Genomic DNA, 24,403 nt, shown 5'->3' with positions numbered 1-24,403 from the left:
TTGTGGATTGTTTAAGACATAATTTGTTGGCCATAGTGGTCGAAAAGAGGGGTAAAATCCATTGTCTTTTCCGTGGATAAATAAATATCTTGATTGTATGCATCAACAAATGCTTCGATGTTTGATACATGAATACTGTGTGTCTCGGCGATGGAGTATTTGGCAATGGTTGTAATAAGCATGTGCCCGTTGACTAGTTGTTGTGATTTCAACAGTCCACCTCCATTCCCTAAATATTCTATATCTTTCCTTTAGTTAAAAATGTCCGAAGGGTGACAATGTATTAAAAATAGTGCCAAGTGACACTTATTAAAACATTAAAAATATTCAAACAATTTCTATATAAAATAATTTTACTCCACATTGTTCGAGAGCGCAAGTACTTTTAAATTAACATATAGATAATATTTCGACAAACGATCTTTATTATTTGTATTTGGATGAGAAAAAAAGTATTCCCGGTACAGCAAAAAATGTACTAACATAAGTTAGTACATTTTTTGATCAGATGGTATAAAGCTTAAAACAGTATTCACAACTTAAATTTTAGCTCAATTTAATTGCATCAAGGACGTTCTCGGGGCTGACATTTATAATTTTATCGTTTACTTTAATGGAAACCCCATCACCACAGTTTTCAAGACAAAAGACACCTTTTACTTTAAAGGGTAGTCCTACTAAGTTTTCAACAACGGATAATGCACCCTTCTTTATGCATCCTTCCCCAAGGCAAACTGTTATTTCAGGACCATCAACATCTTGAATAATCATTTCATTGCCAGCCACACGTTTTTTGGGCTGATAATGTGTATGAAGTTCATGGTGTGTATCGTGGTTGCAGCAACCACCCCAGTATTTTTCAAAGATATTGTTTAAATCATCGTTATCCTGAGCTTTGTGAAGTTCTAGTTTAGAATCGATATGGTAAATCTCTTTGGCCCTGGCTTTACGGTGTTCAAGATCATTTTGGAAGGGTTGGCCACCACCGCCTACACAACCACCGGGACAAGCCATAACCTCTACCGCCTGAATGTTTAGTTCACCAGCTTGGATCTTTTGAATCAACTCTTCTGTGGCGGCTAGTCCGTTTACCACAGCTAAATTTAGCTTATTTTCACCTACATTAATGCTGGCAATTTTTGTATCTTGCATACCACGGGTAAATTCTATGTCAATTCTACCATTGGCATTAAGTAGTTTCCCGGCTACATAACGAATTACAGATTCCATTACACCACCGGTAGCTCCAAACAATACTCCAGAGCCAGTGGCTTGTTGCATAGGCTGATCAAATTCAGAGTCTTCTAGGGCAGAAAAGATGATACCTGCTTCCCTAAACATTTTAGCTGCTTCAACTGTTGTTAAAACAGCATCTACATCATAGGTACCTTCTGTGGTAAATTCAGGTCGTTTTGCTTCGTACTTCTTAGCAGTACAAGGCATGATAGATACAACAAACATATCCTGAGGGCTAATTCCTAGTTCTTTAGCATATTTTTTCTTTAGAACAGAACCAAACATCTGCTGCGGGGAGCGACAGCTAGATAAGTTATTTAATAATTCAGGGTGAAACTGCTCAGCATATTTTACCCAACCTGGACAACAGGAGGTAAAGAGGGGCAGGTTTTCTCCTTTTACTAGTCGGCCTAAAAACTCATTGGATTCTTCGATGGTCGTCATGTCAGCTGCAAAAACAGTATCAAATACTTTATCAAAACCAATCTTGCGCAGGGCAGTTATGATTTTACCAGTTACTTCCACAGAACCAAGATTGAATTCTTCTCCTAAAGCAGCTCTCGGGGCTGGAGCAATCTGGCAAACAACAGTCTTCTTAGGATCGTTAATGGCTGCCCAAACTTCCTGAATTGCTGAGGAGTTTGAAGTAAGGGCCCCACAGGGACAAACAGCTATGCACTGGCCGCAGTTAATGCAAGCGGATTCCGCCAGTGACTGATCCATGCCAGCTACAATTTCTGTACGAGAACCACGGTTTTTAAAATCCCAAACGCCTATTCCTTGTTTTTCTTTACAAACACGAACACACAAACCACATAAAATGCACTTATTTGGATCCCTAGTAATAGAGAGGCTAGATATGTCCAGCGGAGCCATAGTGGAGCGATTAGGGTACCTTAACCTTTTGATACCGTAGTCGCTGGCGTATTTTTGCAATTTACATGCTCCACTTGATTCACAGGTAGTACACTCGCGGTCATGATTTGCCAGAAGAAGTTCAAGAACCATCTTGCGTACTTTATTTACCTTTTCTGAATTGGTTGAGACAACCATGCCGTCAGCTGGAGCAGTGGAGCAAGAAGCCTGGATTCCCATTCTCTCAATCTCTACCACACACAAACGACAAGCACCTGCAATTGTTAGTTCTGGGTGGTAGCAGAGGGTAGGAATATCTATCCCTGCTTTTCTGGCAACTGCTAGGATATTTTTTTCATCAGTAAAATCTATAACTTGACCGTTAATGGTAATTTTTCCACTCATCACGTCACACCCTTTCTCAGAGATACCAGCTACCTGATCTCAATAGAACCAAATTTACATTTTTCCATACAGGCGCCGCACTTTAGACATAGTTCTGTATTGATAACGTGGGGTTGTTTCTTATCTCCGGTAATAGCACCGGCGGGACAGACCCTAGAGCAGACAGTACAGCCCTTACATTTATCAGGATCGATGTAGTATTCCTTTAAAGCCTGACAGGCACCGGCAGGACATTTCTTATCCCGTACGTGAGCAATATATTCGTCACGGAAGTAACGGAGAGTGGTAAGAACAGGATTGGGTGCAGTTTTACCCAGACCACAAAGAGAACCGTTCTTAACGTTTTGTGCTAATTCTTCCAATAAATCTAAATCTACTTCAGTTCCTTTTCCTTCTGTAATTTTAGTTAATAGGGCTAATAATTGTTTGGTTCCCTCGCGGCAGGGAACACATTTACCACAGGATTCATTTTGTACAAATCCCATAAAGAACTTGGCTGTTTCTACCATACAGGTGTCATCACCCATAACAACCAGTCCTCCGGAGCCGATCATTGCACCTACCTTTATTAATTCATCGTAATCAAGGGGTAGATCCAATTTATCTTCAGTTAAGCAACCACCAGATGGGCCACCGATTTGAACAGATTTATATTTTTTACCGTCACGCAGACCTCCACCAATGTCAAATACAACTTCACGCAGGGTAACACCCATAGGAACTTCCACCAGACCAGTATTTTGTACCTGACCGGCTAGGGCAAAGGTTTTTGTTCCTGAACTGTGAGTTGTTCCATAACTCTTAAACAAGGCAGCTCCGTTATTAATAATGAAGCGAAGGTTGGCTAAGGTTTCTACGTTATTAATGATGGTAGGACATCCCCATAAACCTTTGACAGCCGGGAAGGGGGGACGGGGACGGGGCATGCCGCGTTCACCTTCTATGGAAGCGATGAGAGCAGTCTCTTCACCACAGACAAAGGCACCAGCACCTTCTTTAATATTTATTTTAAAGTTAAAGCCGCTCCCTAAAATATTCTCACCTAACAAACCATGGGCTTCTGCATCGGCAATGGCTTTGCGCATACGTTTAATGGCTAGGGGATATTCAGCCCGGGCATAGATATAACCTTCATTGGCTCCGATAGCGTATCCCGCAATCATCATGCCTTCCAAAACCGAGTGGGGGTTACCTTCCATAACGGAGCGGTCCATAAAAGCACCAGGGTCACCTTCGTCACCATTGCAGATAATATATTTCTTAGGACCAGGTTGGGAAGCTGCAAAGGACCACTTGCGTCCGGTTGGGAAACCACCGCCGCCCCTGCCCCGGAGTCCTGATTCTAATACTTCATTAATAACTTCCTGAGGACTCATCTCTTGTAAAACTTTACTGATAGCTCGATAACCCCGATGAGCGATATAGTCATAAATATCGTCGGGATCCAGACGACCACAATATCTCAAAGTAACACGCACCTGACGTTTATAAAAGGGGTTTTCATCTTGGGTTTTAACTTTCTCCCCAGTTTTGGGGTCCTCATAAAGTAAACGATCCACAACGCCATTATTTATAATAGAGGTGTTAACAATTTCTTCAACATCCTCTTCCCGAACTTTGCAATACAAAAGCCCAGAGGGTTCAAAGCGTACAAGGGGACCCATTTGACAGAAACCGTGGCAACCGCTGATATTTACTGCGATTCCCTCATGGCTTACTTCCTCAACTAGCTCCACACTTGTTGATAATCCTAGTTCTTTAACCTTTCTTTTTAGTGCTTCATACACTTTTAAGGAACCGTTGGCCACACACCCTGTGCCAGCACAGACTAAGATGCGCATCTTTTCTTGATCTAGAGCAGCCTTTACCTTTTGTCTGAGTTGTTTTAGGTCATCATGAGTTTTAATAAGCATCTATAGTCCCCCCTTAATTGTCACTGGCAGCCGGTGCCAATTTTTTAATAGCCTCAAGAATTCCATCCGGTGTCATTTGACCATGCACTTCATCATCTACAACTACAACCGGGGCTAAGCCGCATGCACCTAAGCAGGAGACTATTTCCAATGTAAACATTAGGTCATCTGTGGTTGGTTTGTCCACCGTAATGTCAAGTTCTTTACGGATAGCCATATTAATGGGTTCTGAACCACGAACATGACAAGCAGTTCCATCACAAACACGAATGACATATTTACCTTTAGGAATTAAAGAGAATTGAGCATAAAAGGTTGCCACACCCAGTACAGTGGCAGGGGAGATTCCCATAGATGTAGCTATGTAGGTCAATACTTCTTTGGGTAAATACCCATACTCTGACTGTGTTTCTTGCAAAATGCTAATTAAATGAGAAGCTTTACCTTGGTGTGCATCAATAATCTTCTGTACATTTAGTAATTTATTATCTCTGTTGTCCATCATAAACCCCCCTTTGGTGTAGAAAACCATAATTACTCACTGAAACTTAATAAGTAAATATTTTCGAATCACCTCTTTTCAAAATAAAAATTACAAATGTGTCATTTTTCTCAAATTATTGTAAATTAAAAAAAGCGAAACTCTTGGTTAACGACCAATTCGCATTAATATCAATAGTTTATATATTTAGTCAATTAACTATATACAGATTGACGATTTGGAACAAATGTCAATTACCTAGAAAAACGCTGTTATAACAAGAAGTTTTGACTAAATTTTTGTTAATTGGCAAAGATTCTGAACATATTATAGGCTTGTAAATATTACCTTGTCAATTAAAGATTAAAATTTATTTATCAACAACAATCCAAACAATTGTACACAAATAAAAAATAGTATAACTATATTAACTAGTATAAATAGTGAAACAAATCTAACAATAATGAAAATTTATTATGGCGAATTAGGCTTAATTTGTGAAGAATTTCATCAATTTGTTTTCATTTGCACCTTATGTTAAGCTATGATATTATGAAGTTATTAATGGCCTAGGGGGGCTTGTTTAAAATTATGAAGGACTTGGCCGATAAACTGACACAATGGATAAAAGAGCAGATAGAAAAGGCAGATGCCCAGGGAGCCGTTGTGGGTCTTAGTGGTGGTATTGATTCTGCCTGTGTGGTTGCACTATGCAAAAGAGCTTTTCCGGACAACGTTCTGGGTGTAATTATGCCATGCTATAGTAACCCACAAGATGCTGAAGATGCAAAGCTAGTTGCCAAAACATTATCTGTACCCTATGAAGAAGTTGACTTAAACGACCCCTTTGATTGGTTTATTCAACGACTGACTGGACAAGATTATGATATCCACAGTTGTGAATTATCAATCGTCAATATCAAACCTAGACTAAGAATGACAACATTGTATTATTTTTCTAACAGTCTCAATTATTTAGTGGTAGGAACCACAAATAAGGCTGAGATGGTGGTAGGACACTATACAAAGTACGGTGATGGTGGAGCTGATATTCTTCCGTTAGCAAACTTGGTTAAATCTGATGTCAAAGCTCTAGCCAAAGAATTGGGAGTTCCTCAAAGGATTATTGATAAAGCTCCTTCTGCCGGATTATGGTTTGGACACTGTGACGAAAAAGAAATGGGTATTCGTTATAAGGATTTAGACCAATATATTTTGTCAGGAAATGTCCCTGATGATGTAAGAAGAACCATCCAAACCCTAGAAGAAAAGAGAGAGCATAAAAAGTATATGCCACCCATTCCACCAGTAGAATAAATATGCTAGAATAAATAACCATAAGAAAGCTAGGTTTGTCCAGGAAACTGGTGCGAATCCAGCTTTTTTCAGGGAAAGAGGGTATTTTTTTGTCTGGACACTCTAAATGGTCAACAATTAAACGTAAGAAAGCTAAAGTGGATGCCCAAAGAGGTAAATTATTTACAAGATTGTCTAAAGAAATAATTATTGCTGCCAGAAATGGTGGCCCGGATCCAAATGGTAATATGCGACTTAAGGCAGCAGTTGAGAAGGCAAAAGCAGCTAACATTCCTAATGACAATATTCAAAGAGCCATTCAAAAGGGTGCAGGCGGTGGAGATGGAGCAAATTTTGAGGAATTTAGCTACGAGGGTTATGGGCCAGGCGGTGCCGCAATCTTATTAAATGTTGCCACGGATAATCGTAACCGAACTGCTGGTGAAGTAAGACATATTTTATCAAAACATGGTGGTAATCTTGGTGAAACTGGCTGTGTGGGCTGGATGTTTAATGAAAAAGGTTTAATCATCATAGATCGCCAAGATACAGACATCAGTGAAGATGATATGATAATGGCTGCCTTGGAAGCTGGTGCTGAGGATGTAAAAATAGAAGAAGATAGTTTTGAAGTAAGTACAGTTCCGGAGGATTTTGAATCTGTCAGAGCAGCACTTGTGGAGCAAGGCCTGCCAGTTGTTGATGCAGAGTTAACCATGATACCTCAAAGTACTGTGAAGCTACAGGGAACTGAGGCGGAAAAAATGAATAAATTGATCGAGTTATTAGAAGATAATGATGATGTTCAACAAGTTTTTACAAACTATGAGGAAGAAGATTAAACCGGGGAAACCCGGTTTTTCTAATTGAAAATATGGGAATACTAACCAACCAAAGGGGTTGGTAGTATGATTAAAAGATTAATATGCTTAGGTCTTGGTAGTGCAATAGCCTTATTTGTATTAGGTCTATGCCTAGGCGGTGGTGGACCTATCGGATTTGGAGAAGGAACTGGCACCTATTTTTCTTCTCTACAGGTATTTGCTCAACCTAATCAACAGGCCATAGGACCTGAAACTACCATTCGAGAAGAAAATATATTTATATGTGGTGACATTGAAGAGGTGGCCAGAAAAAAAGCCCATACGCTGCAAATCACTGATGAAAAAGACCTAAAAAACCACTATGCTGCTCAAGGTTACTCCATAAACCAAAGTGGCAAGCAAATAATAGCTCAACGTAAGGTGGATGACTTTTGCAGTTATCATCGGAAATACAGGCATTTAGGTATTCAGGATGATAAGGTTGCTATTTTTCAGGGGCCCATAGGGTATAATCAAAAGCTTTTAAGAATCGAAGAAAGATTGCCCGTTGCAACCCTAACCGCAGATTTACAGGTTAAACTGCAGCAATCCATGGACTTCTTTCAAATGACTCCAGAAACCCAAGCAGTATTACGTTATGAGTTTGAGTTTCACGATGAAGATGCTTTAAACGCAATTTTAGAAAACCTAGATGAGTTGCAAGAAGAGTAAAAAATGCGACAGCGGGGACGGTTCTCGCTGTCGCATTTTTTAAGTTTTGCGACAGTGAGAACCGTCCCCGCTGTCGCACGTTATTATTATATCGTCAATAACCAACAATAAATTACTGAAACAACAGAACAATAGTTTGTAGTATAATATTGCCAGCTATAATTTTTGGAGGTAATGATGATCATTTTGGGTATAGACCCTGGCACAGCCATAACAGGTTATGGTGTGGTTGAATTTATTGGGAATCGCTTTAAACCAATCACTTACGACTGTCTAAGGACAGGTCCAGAATTATCCCTGGATCTTAGATTAAAAAAGCTTTATTTAGGATTATTAGATATAATAAAAATATACCAACCTCACTGTATGGCTGTTGAAGAATTGTTTTTTAATAAAAATGCTCGTACAGCTTTAGCAGTGGGACATGCCAGAGGAATTGCCCTTTTGGCTGGTTCCTATTCCAATATTCCTGTTGCTGAATATACACCTTTGCAAGTTAAACAGGCTGTTACTGGTTATGGCAAGGCCGAAAAACAACAAGTGCAGTTTATGGTAAAAACATTGCTTTCGTTACCGGAAATTCCAAAACCTGACGATGTGGCGGATGCTTTAGCCATTGCAATCTGCCATGCCCAATGGAGTTCAACATTTGGAGGAAAAATTCGATGATTGCGTATATAAAAGGGGTATTAGCCAGTATTGGTACTGGTTCGGTGGTTGTGGATGTAAATGGGCTTGGTTATCAAATCAAGATACCTTCTAACACTCCATTGCCTGTATTGGGTCAAGAGGTTAAATTTTTTACACATATGTCGGTAAGGGAAGATGGTATTCAGTTTTTTGGGTTCGCTAGTGAAGATGAGAAAGAGTGCTTTTTGACATTGCTGGATGTTGCGGGGGTAGGACCAAAGGTAGCATTGGCGGTTATATCCCATTTACCGCCTATTAATTTGCGCTCAGCCGTTGCTTTACAAGACGTCAATCAACTGGTTAAAGTTCCTGGAGTAGGAAAAAAAACAGCCCAAAGAATAATGCTCGAACTAAAAGATAAACTAAAAGGTCTAACTATTGAAGTGCAAAATATTCAACCCAGTCCCACCCTTACTGTGGTAGGTAGTGATGAAGCAGTTGAGGCTTTGTTAGCTTTAGGGTATTCTCAGACTGAAGCAAAGGATGCTGTGGAGAAAGCTCAAAAGTTTGGTTCTATACCGGATCTATCCCTATTAATTAAAACAGCTCTTAAAGAATTGGCACCGTCCAGATAGTTTGGAGGAATACCATGTCAGAACGACTAATTTCTGCCAATGTGCAGAATGAAGATAATGATTTAGAACTAAGTCTTCGCCCTCGAAGATTAAATGAATATATTGGTCAACATAAGGCTAAAGAAACCATATCCATCTTTGTAGAGGCAGCTCGGCTGAGAGGAGAACCCTTGGACCATGTTTTATTGTTTGGACCACCCGGTTTAGGGAAAACTACCCTTAGCAATATTATCGCCAACGAGATGGGGGTTAATATTCGAACAACTTCTGGTCCGGCTATCGAAAGGCAGGGGGACTTGGCAGCCATTTTAACAAACCTCGCCCCTGGAGATGTACTTTTTATTGATGAAATTCATCGTTTAAGTAAAGCTGTAGAAGAAATATTGTACCCTGCAATGGAAGATTTTGCTCTGGATATTGTATTGGGTAAGGGACCTGGTGCCCGTTCCATTAGGTTGGATCTACCCAAATTCACCTTAATCGGTGCTACCACAAGGGCTGGTATGCTGGCTTCTCCTTTAAGGGATCGCTTTGGTATCATCAGTCGTTTAGAGTTTTATAATACAGAGGATTTGACAAAAATTGTCACTAGAGCCGCAGAAATTTTAAATGTAGTCATAGAAAAATCTGGAGCGGAAGAAATAGCCCGCAGATCTCGTGGTACACCTAGAGTTGCCAATCGATTATTAAAACGTGTTCGAGATTATGCTCAGGTAAAGGCACAGGGAGAAATAACAGAACTAGTTGCTGCAGAAGCGCTGGAGTTTTTTGAGGTAGACCCCCTAGGTTTAGATCATACAGACCGTCGTTTGTTACAAAGTGTAATAGAAAAATTTAACGGTGGACCTGTAGGTTTGGACACCATTGCCGCAGCAATCAGCGAAGAAACAGATACCGTAGAAGATGTTCTGGAACCTTTTTTGATGCAACTGGGACTACTAACCAGAACACCCCGTGGCAGAGTGGTTACACCCCAGGCCTATAAGCATTTAGGTATTCCTATAACTAAGGCAGAGCGAGAAAACGGTGAGCAGGGGGCACTTTTTTAGCGTTAACGGTACTTCTTTTTACAACATAACTTCAAGCGCAACCTCAGATTGTAGGGAACAACCCCTGTGTCGTTACGCATCGCATTAGAATAGTGTTATCTTGAATTTACCTAAACGCAAATTACAGCGATTTAATAATTACATACATCTATGACGATACGCCATAATGGAACGACTCGGGGGTCGTTCCCTACACTAGATCTATCTACACAAGAGCTACATTGTGCAATAGCCCTTTATTCAAAGACCTCCCTCTTAGAGGGGGGGTAGTGAACCGCACGGGGGAGTCTTCCCACCAATGTCACTAACAATTAATAACGAAGGTGGATTCAATGAAAAAAATATTACTTCATGCATGTTGTGGACCCTGTTCAATCTATCCTTTAGATACCCTTCGCAGTAAAGACTTTGAAGTATATGGACTTTTTTATAATCCTAATATTCACCCCTATACAGAATTTAAAAAGCGTAGAGATCAGTTGGCTGAGTATGCACAACAGCAAAATTGGCAAGTCATCTTTGATGATGAATATAGATTGGATGAATATCTGCAAGAGGTAGTTCATCGAGAGTCTAGGCGTTGTCAGATGTGCTACAATATGCGCTTAAGAAGAACTGCCCAGATAGCTAAGAAAGGTAACTTTGATGCTTTTTCTTCCACCCTATTAGTAAGTCCCTTTCAAAAACACGAGCTGATTCGAGAACTGGGGGAGAATATAGCTGAACAATATGATATACCCTTTTATTATGAAGATTTTCGGCCAGGATTTAAGGAAGCTACCATAAAATCGAAGGAATTGGAAATGTATCGACAACAATATTGTGGCTGCATCTACAGCGAAAGGGATAGATATTACAGACCGCAGAAGAAAAAAGGAGGGAAGTAAGTGACTCTCTTTGAATCAATGGCAAAAATGCTTATATTTGCAGGGTTTTTGTTAGTAATTATAGGTGGTTTGCTATATTTGAGTGGGAAGATACCTGGCATCGGAAGATTACCAGGAGATATATTTTTTCAAAGGGGTAATTTTACCTTTTATTTCCCAGTGGTTACTTCGATTCTGTTAAGTATTTTACTTACGGTAATTCTAAATATATTTTTTAGACGATAAGAAAATAAATATTTACCAGATGAAGGAATTGGTAATTATATGTCGAAAAAACTTACTTGTGTGTTTTTCCAACATTTAGTTATAGTGTGTAGAGTATTCAGGAATACTATAGTAATAAATTCTAGACCAAACTAAAGGGAGTCAATAGATTGCAGCTATCGGAATTTGATTTTGTATTACCAGAACAGTTAATAGCCCAGGAACCATTAAAACAAAGAGATCAATCAAGATTAATGGTTGTGCATAGGTATAGCAATAAGAACGAGCATAGGAACTTTAGAGATGTATTAGAATACCTAAGACCTGGTGATGTACTGGTCATGAATGATAGTAAGGTATTACCAGCCCGCATCTATGGAACGAAAATTTCCACCGGTGCCCAAATTGAGGTTTTGCTATTGCGTCAAATTTCCAAGGATCAATGGGAAACATTGGTTAAGCCTGGAAAAAAAGCAAGGGTTGGGGAAACCTTGGATTTTGGTAAAGGTTTAATGCAGGGGAGAATAATTGACCACACAGATGTAGGCGGCAGAGTAATCGAATTTAGTTATCAGGGACCTTTTTTGCAGGTATTGGAGCAGATAGGAACGATGCCTCTGCCTCCTTATATTAAGAAACCACTGGCAGATAAACAACGCTACCAGACGGTTTATGCCCGGCAAGAGGGGTCGGCTGCTGCACCCACCGCCGGGCTTCATTTTACTCATCAATTACTAGAAGAAATTAGAGCTAAAGGAGTAAAAACAGTTCAGGTTCTGTTGCATGTTGGCTTAGGAACCTTTCGTCCAGTACAGGCGGAGGATATCACCCAGCATCACATGCATCAGGAATATTACGAAATAACACCTCAGGCTGCTAAGGTAATTAATGAGGCTAAGGAGCAGGGGGGGCGCATCATCGCGGTGGGAACTACCAGTGTGCGTTGTTTAGAAACGTCTTCCAATAATGAAGGACATGTTCTTTCTGGTTCAGGACTTACCGACATTTTTATTTATCCCGGATACAAATTCAAGGTAATTGAAGGTCTTATTACAAATTTTCATTTACCTAAGTCTACCCTTCTCATGTTAATCAGTGCACTGGCCGGTAAAGATAAAATATTGCAAGCATATCAAGAGGCAGTGGCAGAACGATATCGTTTCTTTAGTTTTGGGGATGCTATGTTAATTATATAGGAGGAACCATGCCAGTTAAAATTAAGATTGAAAAGAAAGAAAAACATACAAAAGCTAGATTAGGCGAATTGACTACCCCCCATGGCGTTGTACAAACCCCAATTTTTATGCCTGTTGGTACACAGGCAACGGTAAAAACCATGACTCCTGAGGAAGTAAAGGAAACTGGTGGTAAATTAATTTTAAGTAATACCTACCATCTTTACTTACGTCCGGGTCATGATTTAGTAAAGGAAGCCGGGGGCCTTCATAAATTCATGAATTGGGACGGCCCAATACTTACCGACAGTGGTGGCTTTCAGGTTTTTAGTTTAGGGCCCCTAAGGACCATTACAGAGGATGGTGTGGAGTTCCGATCTCACATAGATGGCTCCAAACACTTCTTTACTCCAGAAAAAGTAATGGAAATTGAACAGGCTTTGGGTTCAGATATCGCCATGGCCTTTGATGAATGTGCACCTTATCCCTGTGATAAAGAATACGCAGTTGCAGCCTTAGAACGCACCACCCGGTGGGCAGAAAGGTGCAAAAAGGCTCACACAAGAAAAGATCAAGCATTGTTTGGTATTGTTCAAGGAGGAGTTTTCACAGATCTCCGTGAACGCAGTGCCCGTGAATTAATTGCCTTGGATTTTCCGGGATATGGTATAGGGGGTCTCTCGGTTGGGGAACCTAAAGAACTCATGTATGAAGTGCTAGATCATCTGATCCCAATTATGCCAGAGGACAAACCACGTTATTTAATGGGGGTCGGCTCGCCAGATTGTTTAATTGAAGGGGTTATACGGGGTATTGATATGTTTGACTGTGTATTACCTACCCGTATTGCCAGAAATGGTACTGTATTTACCCATAATGGTAAACTGACCGTCAGAAATGCTGAATATGCTAGGGATTTTACACCCTTAGATAAGTATTGCGACTGTTATGCATGCAAAAACTACTCCCGGGCATATATACGTCATCTTATTAAAACCGACGAGATATTAGGAATCCGTTTAACAACAATTCATAATTTACATTTCATCCAGCATTTAATGGAAAATATCCGTCAAGCTATTCGTGAAGACCGCTTATTGGAATATCGGGAAGAGTTTTTAAAAGTATTTAATGCTGGATAAATTTTCTTATATTGGCAGGGAAATAAATAAAAATAAAGAAATTTAATTTGATGGTGCAGAAGGGAGGTTCTTATATTGGATTCAGCAACAGCTTCGATTATTTATGTTGTGGCGTTATTTGCTATTCTTTATTTCTTAATGATTAGACCTCAACAAAAAAGGCAAAAGCAACACACAGCCATGATTAAAGGTCTTAATGTTGGTGACCATATTGTTACCGTGGGAGGACTTATGGGTTCTATTGTTAAGATTAAGGATAACACAATTGTCGTAAGGATAGCTGATAAAGTACATGTGGAGCTATTAAAAAATGCCATAGCACAAGTTACTAAAATCGAGGAATAAATTATTCAATAAAAAGAGTAGAGTAGGCCTGTCCTACTCTATTTTGCGACAAAGAAGGGGGATGCGACAAGGGGGACGGTTCTCCCTGTCGCATTCTTTCTTTAGTGCGACAGGGAGAACCGTCCCCCTTGTCGCAAAAAACTTAGAGGATTAGGAGTGGTTCATTTGGGCATAACTCTTGAAGATGTAAAAGCAAATCCGGTGGTGGATTCTTGCATTCGTAAAGGTAATGAATATCTTGGAGTTATGGGCTTTACTGAACACAGTTATAGACATATAAACTTAGTTTCCAGCATTTCACGCAACATTTTGGAAAAATTAGGTCGCTCCCAAAGAGAATGTGAACTGGCAGCCATAGCTGGTTATATGCATGATGTCGGTAATGTAATTAGCCGAAATGATCATGGTATTTCCGGTGCCAATATAGCCTTTAACTTACTTTTAAATATGGGGATGCCACCGGATGAAGTGTGTACAGTGGCTTCTGCCATAGCCAATCATGAGGAACAATACGGTTATCCTGTCAATGCAGTGGCCGCAGCATTAATTGTGGCTGATAAATCAGATGTTCACCGTTCTCGGGTGAGAAACCAAGATTTTGCTACCTTTGATATTCACGACCGTGTTAATTATGCTGCCTCCCATGCCTTTGTTTATGTTAATGATGATAAAAGAACTATCACGATGGAGTTAAACATAGATATTGAAATTTGTCCCGTAATGGAATATTTTGAGATATTTCTTAGCAGAATGATACTTTGTCGAAGGGCCGCAAATTATCTAGGGTGTAACTTCGAATTGGTTATCAATGGGGCAAAATTATTATAAACAGAAAATTGCCTTAATTGACAGGAAATTTTAGCGGGTATATAATTATTTTTGTTTATCTGTAGTATAAAAGGGGGAAATCTGGAGATGAAATGGGGCAGTGTACTCAGACTAGTTGCAGTTATCATCGCCGTACTCGTCATCGCTGTATTTAGTGTGCAGCCCATCTTTCCGAATGTAAAGTGGCTACCACTGACCAAAGAGATACCTCTGGGTCTTGATTTACAAGGTGGCGTTCATGTAGCGCTGGAGGCCCAGGATACCGAACATGCAAAAGTAAATAAAGAAAATATGAGTCAATTGTTGGAAACCATTGAACGCCGGGTCAATGCCTTTGGTGTTTCAGAGCCAGTTGTTCAGCTAGAGGGTGAAAATCGCATTATCGTTGAATTGGCAGGGATTAAAGATCCAGATCAAGCCGTAAATGATATTGTGAAAACTGCCTTTCTTGAATTTAAGACTCAAGATGGTCAAACCATTCTTACTGGTGCAGATTTAAAGAATGCTGTAGAATCCATGGATCCGACCTCTAATCTTGTTGAAGTAGGTTTAGAGTTTAACAGTGAAGGAACTAAAAAGTTTGCCACTGCCACTAGTGAAAACGTGGGCAAACAGATTGCCATCATTCTGGATGGTGAAGTATTGCAAACTCCTGTGGTTCAGGAACCAATTACCGGCGGTAAAGCTAGAATTACTGGCTATGCCAATCTGGAAGAGGCCCATACCATTGCACTGCTGCTAAATTCAGGTGCTTTGCCCCTAAAAACTGAAGTTATAGAGAAGCGTACGGTGGGCCCCAGTTTAGGTGCTGATTCCTTAAACAAGTCCATTAAGGCTGCTAGCATTGGGGTTATCGCCATTTTAATTTTTATGCTGGGCTATTATCGGGTGCCTGGCTTGGTAGCAAACTTTGCCTTGCTTGTGTATGCTTTAATCGTCTTAGCTATTTTTGCAGCAATGCATGTGGTACTAACCTTACCGGGTATTGCCGCCTTTGTACTATCCATGGGTATGGCCGTAGATGCCAACGTTATTATTTTTGAACGTTTAAAAGAAGAAATAAAGAGTGGAAAAAGTTTGCGTTCATCCATCGAAGCTGGATTTAAACGGGCCTTCGTGGCGATTCTCGATTCAAACGTGACAACCTTAATTGCAGCTGCGGTACTATTCTATTTTGGATCTGGACCAATTAAGAGTTTTGCTGTGGCCTTGTCAGTGGGGATTCTAACTAGTATGTTTACAGCTGTTACTTTTACCCGTTGGGTATTGCATCTAACAGCAAGTACAGGTATTAAAAATAAAAATTTATATGGTGCGTAGGGAGGTAGATCTAATGTTTCATATTATCAAAACAAGAAAAATATATTACATCATCTCCCTGGCCATTATCATTGTTGGTTTAGTATCGCTATTTACCAGGGGACTAAACCTGGGTATTGACTTTACCGGTGGTAACTTAGTGGAGTTACAGTTTGAAAAAGCAGTAGCAGTTGAGCAAGTACGGACTACTTTAGCTGAGCACGATCTAGCAGATAGCAAAGTCCAAACCAGTGGAGAAAATACTTATCTTATTAGAACCCATGCACTATCACAGGAAGAAAGTGATAAGGCTTTTAATGCTATTAGTGAAAAATTAGGTGGTGCGACAATACTTCGAAACGATCTGGTTGGTCCAGTTGTTGGCAAGGAACTTACCCGTCAGGCTATTCTGGCCTTGGTGGTCGCCTCTGTCTTGATGGTTCTATACATTTCTTGGCGTTTCGAATTTCTTCAAGGTATAGCTGCCATTGGGGCATTGCTCCATGACGTTTTGGTGATGGTTGGTTTTGCCTCACTTTTGCAGATCGAGTTAGACAGCACCTTTGTTGCTGCAGTATTAACAATTATTGGTTATTCTATTAACGATACTATTGTCATTTTTGACCGTATCCGTGAAAATACGAGGACAAATCGTAAGGAAGAACTGGCTGATTTAGTTAACAAAGCCCTATGGCAAACCATGGCTCGATCCATAAACACTGTTTTAACTGTAATATTTGTACTGGTTGCATTGCTTCTCTTTGGTGGTGTTACCATTCAAAACTTTATTGCCCTATTGTTAATCGGTGTCATCAGTGGGGCCTACTCTTCTATCTTTAATGCAGGACCAGTATGGTTTGACTTAAGAAGAATGCAAAGAGCTCGAAAGGCTGCTGCCAAGGCATCAGCTTAAAAGAATAATGCGCGAGGTTAAACCTCGCGCTATTTTTTACATTTATCAAAGCTTCAGGCTGAATGCTGACAGCTGATGGCTAAGATTATTTTTACCTTAATGGAGGAGGAAGTATATGTTAGACAAACTTGTTACGCCTCAGCAAGGCAACCGTATTATTATTACCGTAATTGGTCAAGACAAAGTGGGTATTATAGCTAAAGTATCTACTATATTAGCAGATTATAGTATAAATATTTTGGATATTAGCCAAACAATTTTACAGGAATTTTTTGCGATGGTCCTAATTGCAGATATTGAAAAAAGTCAAATTCCCTTTGAGAACCTAAAGGAGAAACTAAATGCTTTGGGATTGGAATTAGGTTTAAAAATTGATGCACAGCATGAGGATGTATATAGGTATATGCACAGGATTTAAGTGATGGCTATACTAGGAGGTATATATGTACAGCGTAAATGAAGTTCTTGAAACCATTCGTATGGTACAGGAAGAAAACCTTGATATACGTACCATTACAATGGGTATTAGTCTGAGGGATTGTGCTGATTCTAACGCGAGTAAAGCTTGTCAAAAGATATATGATAAAATTACAATCCAAGCAGCCAATTTAGTAAAAACAGGGGAAGAAATTGAGCGTGAATATGGTATACCCATTATCAATAAACGCATTTCTGTTACGCCGGTTTCTTTGATAGCTGAAAGCAGCGATATCAATAACTATACCATTTTTGCTGAAGCTATGGATAAAGCTGCTAAAGAAGTGGGTGTTAACTTTATTGGGGGCTTTTCTGCCTTAGTACATAAGGGATTTACCAAGGGTGACAGAATATTAATTAGTTCAATTCCAGAAGCACTTGCCACCACCGAGAGAGTTTGTTCATCTGTCAACGTGGGCTCCACGAAGGATGGTATCAATATGGATGCTGTATATCGTATGGGGCAAGTGGTCAAAGAGTGTGCTGCAAGAACTGCTGATAAGGATGGTTTAGCCTGTGCTAAATTGGTAGTTTTCTGTAATGTTCCCGAAGACAATCCATTTATGGCTGGAGCCTTTCATGGTATTGGTGAGGCAGAATGTGTCATTAATGTAGGAGTTAGTGGACCAGGTGTGGTTAAAAACGCTGTAGAAAAGGTCAAGGGATCTGATTTTGGGACACTGGCTGAGACAGTTAAAAAGACTGCCTTTAAGATAACCCGTATGGGTGAACTGGTAGGGCGAGCAGCAGCTGAAAAACTGGGAGTGCCCTTTGGTATTGTGGACTTATCTTTGGCTCCTACACCAGCAGTGGGTGATAGTGTAGCTGAGGTTCTTGAAGCTATGGGATTGGAATGCTGTGGTACCCATGGCACTACCGCAGCCTTAGCCCTGCTTAATGATGCAGTTAAAAAGGGTGGGGCCATGGCGTCGTCTTATGTCGGTGGTTTATCCGGTGCCTTCATTCCTTTAAGTGAAGATGCAGGTATGATTCGTGCGGCTGAACGGGGTATATTGACCTTGGAAAAACTAGAGGCAATGACCTGTGTATGTTCCGTTGGCCTGGATATGATTGCAATTCCTGGTGATACTTCGGCAGAAACCATTGCAGCCATTATAGCCGATGAAATGGCCATTGGTATGGTGAACTTTAAAACAACTGCAGTTAGAATCATTCCTGCTCCTGGTAAAAAAGTCGGAGATAGGGTTGAATTTGGCGGACTACTAGGGCATGCTCCGATCATACCTGTGAAACAGTCCAGTGCTCTAGAATTTGTATCAAGGGGTGGTCGAATACCTGCTCCTATCCAAAGTTTAAAGAATTAAGCACATGCGACACCGGGGACGGTTCTCGCTGTCGCATTAAGACAATGTAAAATGCGACAGCGAGAACCGTCCCCGGTGTCGCAGTTACTGTTACTTTTTTTCTGAGGTGTTATTTGTGGAATCCTTTACTTATGAAGTAGCTGCAGAGCAAGCAAAAACAAGGCTCGATGTTTTTTTGACAGATCAATGTGAGGACCTAAGCCGGTCCCATGTGCAAAAGTTAATTGAGGATGGCAATGTAAGGGTAAATGAAAAACTCTGCAAAGCCAATCATAAATTAAAGGTAGGAGAAATTGTTGAAATACAGATTCCTCCTGCGACAGAGCTAAAGATTGAAGCTGAAAATATTCCCCTGGATATTTACTACGAAGATAGAGACGTTGTGGTGGTAAATAAGCCAAGGGGGATGGTTGTTCACCCGGCGGAGGGAAATACCAGTGGTACCTTAGTAAATGCGCTGTTATACCATTGCGAAGACTTGTCGGGTATTAATGGAGTCATGCGACCTGGTATCGTGCACCGTTTAGATAAGGACACCTCGGGACTTATTATGGTTGCTAAAAATGATAATTCACATCAAAGTCTTGCCCAACAGTTAAAGGATAGAACAGTAACCAGACGTTATCAGGCGTTAGTACATCATAATATTAAAAAAGATGTCGGCATGATCAATGCACCCATTGGACGAGACCCTCGGGATAGACAGAGAATGGCTGTGATAGAGAGGAATTCTAAGCCAGCCATTACACATTTTACGGTATTGGAACGATTTGGTGATTATACCTTGATTGAATGCCGCTTGGAAACTGGACGGACACACCAAATTAGGGTGCATATGAGTTATATCGGGTTTCCCCTAGTAGGTGATCCCAAATATGGACCAGCCAAAGCCCATTTTAACCTGAATGGCCAACTTCTTCATGCCAAAATTCTAGGTTTTAAACACCCCACCACAGGCCAATACCTTGAATTCCAATCTCCACTGCCAGAGGTGTTCCAGGAAGTACTTCAACGACTTAAGGGATACGACCTTTAAGGGATAGTTTTTGGGGTCTAGCCATTAGCCGTTAGCTAAAAGGCCATGGGCTTATGGGACATTGGTTTTGAACGGTAGTATACCTAAAGACCCCAAAGGAATACATAAAAAAAAGCCCAAGGCCCATGGCTCACGGCCCAAGGCCCTAGGCAAGAGTAGCATTTACCAGCGACTTTCTAAAACTAAAAGCTAAAGGCCAAAAGCTAACAGCTAACAGTATAAAACTCTCCCAATTGCTAACAATAATGCTGGGAGGCGTTTTTTATGGAACAGGTAAATCAAGGAATGCTTTCGTTGCAGAAAAGAATAGATTTATTGGCCAGAAATATGGAGAAAATGAAACTTAGTGAATATGTTGAATTGCTTGGGGATACAAAACGTCTTTTGTGGGTTAATTTTATCTCAGGCATTGCTAGAGGTTTGGGTATTGCCGTAGGTTTTACCATCTTAGGTGCTATGTTATTATTTGTATTACGGAAGTTGGTAATGCTTAATTTACCGGTAATTGGGGGTTTTATTGCACAGGTTGTGCAAATGGTACAAATCAAAATGTATTAAACTTTAATTAAACCAGCTTAATACTTCTAAAAAAAGTGCAGCAACCCCCGCCGCCATCAAAGGTCCCACTGGTTGGCCATTAAAAAAAATAATACCTATAACTGACCCAACTATCAACCCGAAGATAATGCTAGGGTCTATTTGCATAAGTTTTAATCCCTCACTGTTTAAGTGAGTAGCTAGAATTCCTCCAACAATTGCCAGTAGCCCCGGTAAGGAAGACACATTGTAAAGTAAATCACAGGTGGTCACCTTATCTGTAGCGATGGGTACGAGAATTGACAGAAGTAGAAATAATAACCCTAACTCTAAACCATGGGTTTCTAGATAGGGAAAAAGAAAATCTAATTTACTAGATTGCAAGATTAATAAAACACTGGCGCAGATGGCAATAAGATTTGACTTTGCCACTAGGCCAATAAGCAGTAAAATTACCATGGTCGTTTCTCCGGAGTACATAGCCATAACTCCTTTTTTTATGGACAGGTTTTATAAACAATATATGCGACCATGGTAATGGCTAGCACCAATAAAGTTAGGATGATAATTTTGAGTTGCGTAACAATACTGCTTTCAAGGTATCTGCCCTTAGACCAACCCTTAGGGCTTCTAGGGCTAGTACTTCGTGGGGATTAACATTTCCAATGTTAACATTGGGGCCAAAGCGAATAATTAATTCTTGTTGCTGTTCTTTAATAGGTGCTTCCCATATTAAGCGAGAAGCATCACCGATGCTATAGACCAGCTCTTCTAAATCAGATATGATTAAATTACCATCTTTGTCGTAAAGCCCGACAGCTTTTCCAGACTCTCGACCCTCTACAATTACGTGAGTTGCCCCATAGGACAAATCATGTTCAACTAATTGAACAATTTCCTTGATCTCAATTTCATCATTAGGATCCTTTTTACCTACCTCCGTTAATACCTTAAATCCCATTTCTACAGCAGTAGTAATTGCCTCAGCACGTAATTTTAAATCCAGGTCTATAGTACCATCCGAAACTTCAATAGCACTAAAACCAAAGTCTCTGGCAGTTATCAAATACTGCCTTAGTTTATCTTGGAGTATTGCTACTTCTAAAAATGTACCACCAGGGTAGATATCAACACCATGAGAACGTACTAAGTGGATTTTCTCCTCTAATACATCGTTATCGTACAAAGCTGAAGTACCAAAGCCAAGTTTCAAATAATCGATGTAGTTGTCTGACAGATTTAGGAGGTCTCTGGTTTCTCCTAACCCTAAACCCTTGTCAATGATCATAGTCATACCAGTTGATCTCGGTTTACTTAATCGCCTACCTAAGGGAAATTGTAGTATTTCCTGCCAGGAATATTTCCTCCCATCAGTGGTCATAACTAACAGCTCCTCTCACAGTCCGCTATGGCGGACGTCTGACACCCCCTTTAATCCCATGCTAGAGAGAAAGGTTTTACTCTGAGATTAATTTATGTCATAAAGCTCCTAGCGGTCACTACTTTTGGGACTCGCCATTATTTACCTGTACAACCTCTTTTAACCTTTCCTGGTAGTTGTGGGGCATGGGTTTACGAGCTGCAAAATTTGAATTTTGTCGCCAGGATAGCGAATTATAAATTATGAAAGGTTGTTTAATCTGTTTGATAATAATTTGCTTTGGTTGTTTTGGTTTAGAGGGACTTTCTTTTTCCTGTGATTTCTGAATCGCTTTAACCCTGATAAAGATAAACGCTAGGCCGGCAGATACTGCAGCTAAGCCTGCAGAGGACCAAAACATAATATCTGGACCTTTCTCCACTAACCATCCAAATAATGGGGGACCCGCTGCAACACCTAAAAAACGAACACTGCCGTAGAGTGAGGTGACTAAACCTCTTTCGTCTTTATCCGTTGAGCTTGTTATTAAGGTGTTGAGACAAGGTAGTACTAAACCTGTGCCTACTCCAGCAACGGAAATCCCAGCAAAGAAAATATAGACGTTATTAAAAAGAGGTAATGTGACCAGTGATGCAGCTATTAAACTATGGCCGATAACAACTAGCCATTTCATCAATTTTATTTTCTTTTTGATTAAGGCACCTGTAATATAAGAAGTTGTGCTCATAAATAGCACTGGTATAGCCAGGGCGGCACCTTTTATTACACCCTCCAGACCAAATTTCTTTTCCAGGTAATCAGAAAGATAAAATAATACTCCAAAAAGAATCATCAGAGCTGTGGAACCTGCAAAAAAACTAGTGAGTAGCAAGGGGGATTTTTTCTGGAAGATTTTTTTAATGGAGCTAATATATTCATTAACTTTTTTAGGCTGTTTATGTGACTCTGGTTCTTTACAAAAAAACCATACTGCCAGAATAACAATAGCGATAACGATGGGGAAAAAGAAGAAAATGGCCCACCAAGCTATTAGACCAACCAAAGCGCCGAGAATGGGACTGGCAACTTTCCCCATACCATTAGAGGCTTCTATAACCCCCAAGGATTTGGCTCGTTCTTTTCCCTTCCATAGATCGCCACAAAAGGCCATAGCTATGGGGGCTGTTCCCGCTGCACCAATACCTTGGATGATCCGTCCACCTAAAATCCATGTAAAGGCGTTTTCTTTAAAAATAAGTGCAGCAGCACCTGCTAGTAGACCCCCTAGACCATATAAAAAAAGACCAGGAATGATAATTTTTTTTCTACCAAAACGGTCAGATAAAAAACCCGCAAAGGGAATAACAATTCCGGCTGGTACGGAAAACAATGTAATGATCATGCTAATCTGCATTTGTGAAACATTTAAGGACTTAGCCATGTCTGGCAGAACTGGAATAAGCATTGAGTTTCCTAGGACCATGATTAGAGGTACACCGGCCAGAGCTGCTAGGGTAAATTTATTTACTTTTTTTTCTTGATCACCAGCTGATGCTGCTTGTGACATTAAAATCACGTCCTTTTACATTCTGTGCAAAAAATATTGTGTCTCTGAAATTGTATATCTATGCATTTCTCGACTTTACCCAGCATATTTAAAGTAAGGGAAAAAGTAGTAACGGAGGGATAATGTGTTCTTTGTTACAGATAAAATAGTATTTGCCATGGCAATGCTGCGTTGTTTATCTGCCAGTATAGAAATGACAGCTGCCATGTTAATGTTGAAATATGGTAGAGTAGAAACAGCGCTAAAAATAAATGCTGTATTAGCTCTGGTTGGTCCTTCAGTAATGGTAATAGTTACAACCCTTGGTTTAGCAGGTCTGGCAGGAAAAGTGTCCTTAAGTAAATTAGGAATTATTTTTTCTGGTGTAGCCTTGATATTTTATGGAATCAGCAGACCTTAAATACAGGTAAATAATGTATATTAGTATCTACCTCTGATCTGGTGGTTGACAGTGTTGAAAACCAATGATAAACTTAGTTTCGAAATAAATCCTTTAATTTGGTCCCGTGAGGCCGGTAAGGATATAGATTTACTCAAATGGAGTTAAACTATAGCCTACCGGACAGGGTAGGCTTTTTGCATATCTGATATTTAAAATTATTAGTACATAAAATATTTGCTGTTCTTACAATGGCTAATAAAGCTTATAGCTGCTTATGTCTATGGAGGTGACTATCGTGAATGAACGGGATTTAAAAGAAAAAGCTCAAATACTTGACGATAAAGGTATGAAAAGAGCGATGGTTCGAATTGCCCATGAGATCATAGAACGTAACAAAGGAGTCGAAAACTTAGCTTTGATAGGAATTCGACGCCGCGGTGTTCCCTTAGCCCAGCGGTTGGCTAAATTTATAAGTGAGATAGAGGGCACCAGTGTACCGGTGGGAATCCTTGATATTACCCTATATCGGGATGATTTAACTACTCTGGCTAATCAACCTCAGGTTCATCAGACAGAAATCGCCTTTCCCATCACAGGTAAAAAAGTTGTACTGGTAGATGATGTATTATATACTGGACGTACTGTAAGGGCAGCCCTAGACGCAATCATGGATCTGGGGAGACCGGAAGTAGTTCAACTGGCAGTACTGATAGACCGTGGACATAAAGAAATTCCCATCCGGGCAGATTACGTTGGGAAAAATGTCCCTACATCCCGAAAAGAAGTTATCTCAGTTCGATTATCGGAAATTGACCAGGAAGAAAGAGTTGTTATACTGGAAATTGAATAGAGATCCTGATAGATACCTTTAAATTGGTCCCGAGAGGCCGG

At 40.2% G+C, this 24,403-nt stretch carries 27 protein-coding genes; 20 read left to right on the top strand and 7 right to left on the bottom strand.

The features are described from left to right. Nucleotides 1-11: 11 nt before the first annotated feature. The 4 genes from ACYQ03_RS12580 to nuoE form a co-directional block, all read right to left on the bottom strand. Nucleotides 12-212 carry a hypothetical protein gene (locus ACYQ03_RS12580; protein WP_459910279.1) on the bottom strand — a complete coding sequence of 67 codons (201 nt, stop codon included), beginning with the start codon at nt 210-212 and terminating at the stop codon, nt 12-14. A gap of 334 nt (nt 213-546) precedes the next feature. Then, nucleotides 547-2,496: a [FeFe] hydrogenase, group A gene (locus ACYQ03_RS12575; protein ID WP_459910278.1), complete on the bottom strand. Its 1,950-nt coding sequence runs from the start codon at nt 2,494-2,496 to the stop codon at nt 547-549. A gap of 29 nt (nt 2,497-2,525) precedes the next feature. Continuing rightward, a complete protein-coding gene (locus tag ACYQ03_RS12570; protein WP_459910277.1) occupies nt 2,526-4,409 on the bottom strand; it encodes an NADH-ubiquinone oxidoreductase-F iron-sulfur binding region domain-containing protein in 1,884 nt (627 codons plus the stop codon). A 13-nt stretch (nt 4,410-4,422) separates the two neighbouring features. Further along, a complete protein-coding gene (gene nuoE, locus ACYQ03_RS12565; protein WP_459910276.1) occupies nt 4,423-4,911 on the bottom strand; it encodes an NADH-quinone oxidoreductase subunit NuoE in 489 nt (162 codons plus the stop codon). 567 nt (nt 4,912-5,478) lie between these two features. On the opposite strand from nuoE, the gene nadE reads away from it, so the two are divergent. The 18 genes from nadE (at nt 5,479) to ACYQ03_RS12475 (ending at nt 20,224) form a co-directional block, all read left to right on the top strand. Beyond that, a complete protein-coding gene (gene nadE, locus ACYQ03_RS12560; RefSeq protein WP_459910810.1) occupies nt 5,479-6,207 on the top strand; it encodes an NAD(+) synthase in 729 nt (242 codons plus the stop codon). An 89-nt stretch (nt 6,208-6,296) separates the two neighbouring features. Next, the gene (locus ACYQ03_RS12555) at nt 6,297-7,028 is read left to right on the top strand and encodes a YebC/PmpR family DNA-binding transcriptional regulator (RefSeq protein WP_459910275.1); all 732 of its coding nucleotides are present in this window, start codon (nt 6,297-6,299) and stop codon (nt 7,026-7,028) included. Nucleotides 7,029-7,094: 66 nt separating this feature from the next. Next, nucleotides 7,095-7,721, top strand: coding sequence for a hypothetical protein (locus tag ACYQ03_RS12550; protein ID WP_459910274.1), 627 nt, complete (start codon nt 7,095-7,097; stop codon nt 7,719-7,721). A 177-nt stretch (nt 7,722-7,898) separates the two neighbouring features. Continuing rightward, on the top strand, nt 7,899-8,390 hold the full coding sequence (ruvC, locus tag ACYQ03_RS12545; protein ID WP_459910809.1) for a crossover junction endodeoxyribonuclease RuvC: 492 nt from the start codon (nt 7,899-7,901) through the stop codon (nt 8,388-8,390). Next, a complete protein-coding gene (ruvA, locus tag ACYQ03_RS12540) occupies nt 8,387-8,986 on the top strand; it encodes a Holliday junction branch migration protein RuvA (protein WP_459910273.1) in 600 nt (199 codons plus the stop codon). Before ruvC ends, ruvA begins: the two co-directional genes overlap by 4 nt. Nucleotides 8,987-9,000: 14 nt before the next feature. After that, nucleotides 9,001-10,035: a Holliday junction branch migration DNA helicase RuvB gene (gene ruvB, locus ACYQ03_RS12535; protein ID WP_459910272.1), complete on the top strand. Its 1,035-nt coding sequence runs from the start codon at nt 9,001-9,003 to the stop codon at nt 10,033-10,035. Between the two features lie 332 nt (nt 10,036-10,367). Beyond that, nucleotides 10,368-10,922 (top strand): epoxyqueuosine reductase QueH, encoded by a 555-nt coding sequence (locus ACYQ03_RS12530; protein WP_459910271.1) that lies wholly within the window; start codon nt 10,368-10,370, stop codon nt 10,920-10,922. Then, nucleotides 10,923-11,147, top strand: coding sequence for a DUF2905 domain-containing protein (locus tag ACYQ03_RS12525; protein ID WP_459910270.1), 225 nt, complete (start codon nt 10,923-10,925; stop codon nt 11,145-11,147). Nucleotides 11,148-11,296: 149 nt separating this feature from the next. Next, on the top strand, nt 11,297-12,322 hold the full coding sequence (gene queA / locus ACYQ03_RS12520; protein ID WP_459910269.1) for a tRNA preQ1(34) S-adenosylmethionine ribosyltransferase-isomerase QueA: 1,026 nt from the start codon (nt 11,297-11,299) through the stop codon (nt 12,320-12,322). A gap of 8 nt (nt 12,323-12,330) precedes the next feature. Beyond that, complete coding sequence (gene tgt / locus ACYQ03_RS12515; protein ID WP_459910268.1) at nt 12,331-13,443, top strand: tRNA guanosine(34) transglycosylase Tgt; 1,113 nt, start codon at nt 12,331-12,333, stop codon at nt 13,441-13,443. Nucleotides 13,444-13,515: 72 nt separating this feature from the next. Beyond that, nucleotides 13,516-13,788 (top strand): preprotein translocase subunit YajC, encoded by a 273-nt coding sequence (yajC, locus tag ACYQ03_RS12510; protein ID WP_459910808.1) that lies wholly within the window; start codon nt 13,516-13,518, stop codon nt 13,786-13,788. Between the two features lie 165 nt (nt 13,789-13,953). Beyond that, complete coding sequence (locus ACYQ03_RS12505) at nt 13,954-14,616, top strand: HD domain-containing protein (protein WP_459910267.1); 663 nt, start codon at nt 13,954-13,956, stop codon at nt 14,614-14,616. An 87-nt stretch (nt 14,617-14,703) separates the two neighbouring features. Further along, entirely contained in the window at nt 14,704-15,936 is a 1,233-nt protein-coding gene (secD, locus tag ACYQ03_RS12500) for a protein translocase subunit SecD (protein WP_459910266.1), read from the top strand. Between the two features lie 13 nt (nt 15,937-15,949). Next, nucleotides 15,950-16,828, top strand: a complete 879-nt coding sequence (gene secF / locus ACYQ03_RS12495; RefSeq protein ID WP_459910265.1) for a protein translocase subunit SecF — start codon at nt 15,950-15,952, stop codon at nt 16,826-16,828. A gap of 115 nt (nt 16,829-16,943) precedes the next feature. Next, on the top strand, nt 16,944-17,246 hold the full coding sequence (locus ACYQ03_RS12490) for an ACT domain-containing protein (RefSeq protein ID WP_459910264.1): 303 nt from the start codon (nt 16,944-16,946) through the stop codon (nt 17,244-17,246). A gap of 25 nt (nt 17,247-17,271) precedes the next feature. Then, on the top strand, nt 17,272-18,630 hold the full coding sequence (locus tag ACYQ03_RS12485; RefSeq protein WP_459910263.1) for a PFL family protein: 1,359 nt from the start codon (nt 17,272-17,274) through the stop codon (nt 18,628-18,630). Between the two features lie 115 nt (nt 18,631-18,745). Continuing rightward, a complete protein-coding gene (locus ACYQ03_RS12480) occupies nt 18,746-19,666 on the top strand; it encodes an RluA family pseudouridine synthase (protein ID WP_459910262.1) in 921 nt (306 codons plus the stop codon). Between the two features lie 264 nt (nt 19,667-19,930). Continuing rightward, nucleotides 19,931-20,224: a DUF5665 domain-containing protein gene (locus ACYQ03_RS12475; protein ID WP_459910261.1), complete on the top strand. Its 294-nt coding sequence runs from the start codon at nt 19,931-19,933 to the stop codon at nt 20,222-20,224. Nucleotides 20,225-20,227: 3 nt separating this feature from the next. Here the strand turns inward: ACYQ03_RS12475 and ACYQ03_RS12470 are convergent, their stop codons facing one another. The 3 genes from ACYQ03_RS12470 to ACYQ03_RS12460 all read right to left on the bottom strand — a co-directional run bounded on the left by ACYQ03_RS12470 (nt 20,228) and on the right by ACYQ03_RS12460 (nt 23,130). Further along, complete coding sequence (locus ACYQ03_RS12470) at nt 20,228-20,683, bottom strand: DUF441 domain-containing protein (protein WP_459910260.1); 456 nt, start codon at nt 20,681-20,683, stop codon at nt 20,228-20,230. 76 nt (nt 20,684-20,759) lie between these two features. Continuing rightward, nucleotides 20,760-21,584, bottom strand: a complete 825-nt coding sequence (gene comA / locus ACYQ03_RS12465) for a phosphosulfolactate synthase (RefSeq protein WP_459910259.1) — start codon at nt 21,582-21,584, stop codon at nt 20,760-20,762. A gap of 118 nt (nt 21,585-21,702) precedes the next feature. Beyond that, a complete protein-coding gene (locus tag ACYQ03_RS12460) occupies nt 21,703-23,130 on the bottom strand; it encodes an MFS transporter (protein WP_459910258.1) in 1,428 nt (475 codons plus the stop codon). 124 nt (nt 23,131-23,254) lie between these two features. Here ACYQ03_RS12460 and ACYQ03_RS12455 point away from each other — a divergent pair, with 124 nt between their 5' ends. Beyond that, on the top strand, nt 23,255-23,530 hold the full coding sequence (locus ACYQ03_RS12455; protein WP_459910257.1) for a YqhV family protein: 276 nt from the start codon (nt 23,255-23,257) through the stop codon (nt 23,528-23,530). A 277-nt stretch (nt 23,531-23,807) separates the two neighbouring features. After that, nucleotides 23,808-24,362 (top strand): bifunctional pyr operon transcriptional regulator/uracil phosphoribosyltransferase PyrR, encoded by a 555-nt coding sequence (gene pyrR / locus ACYQ03_RS12450; RefSeq protein ID WP_459910256.1) that lies wholly within the window; start codon nt 23,808-23,810, stop codon nt 24,360-24,362. Nucleotides 24,363-24,403 lie beyond the last annotated feature (41 nt).

The sequence above is a fragment of the Desulfotomaculum defluvii genome, assembly GCF_054657375.1.
Note: the sequence above shows the minus strand (reverse complement) of the source record. Positions and strands in the feature narration are given on the sequence as shown.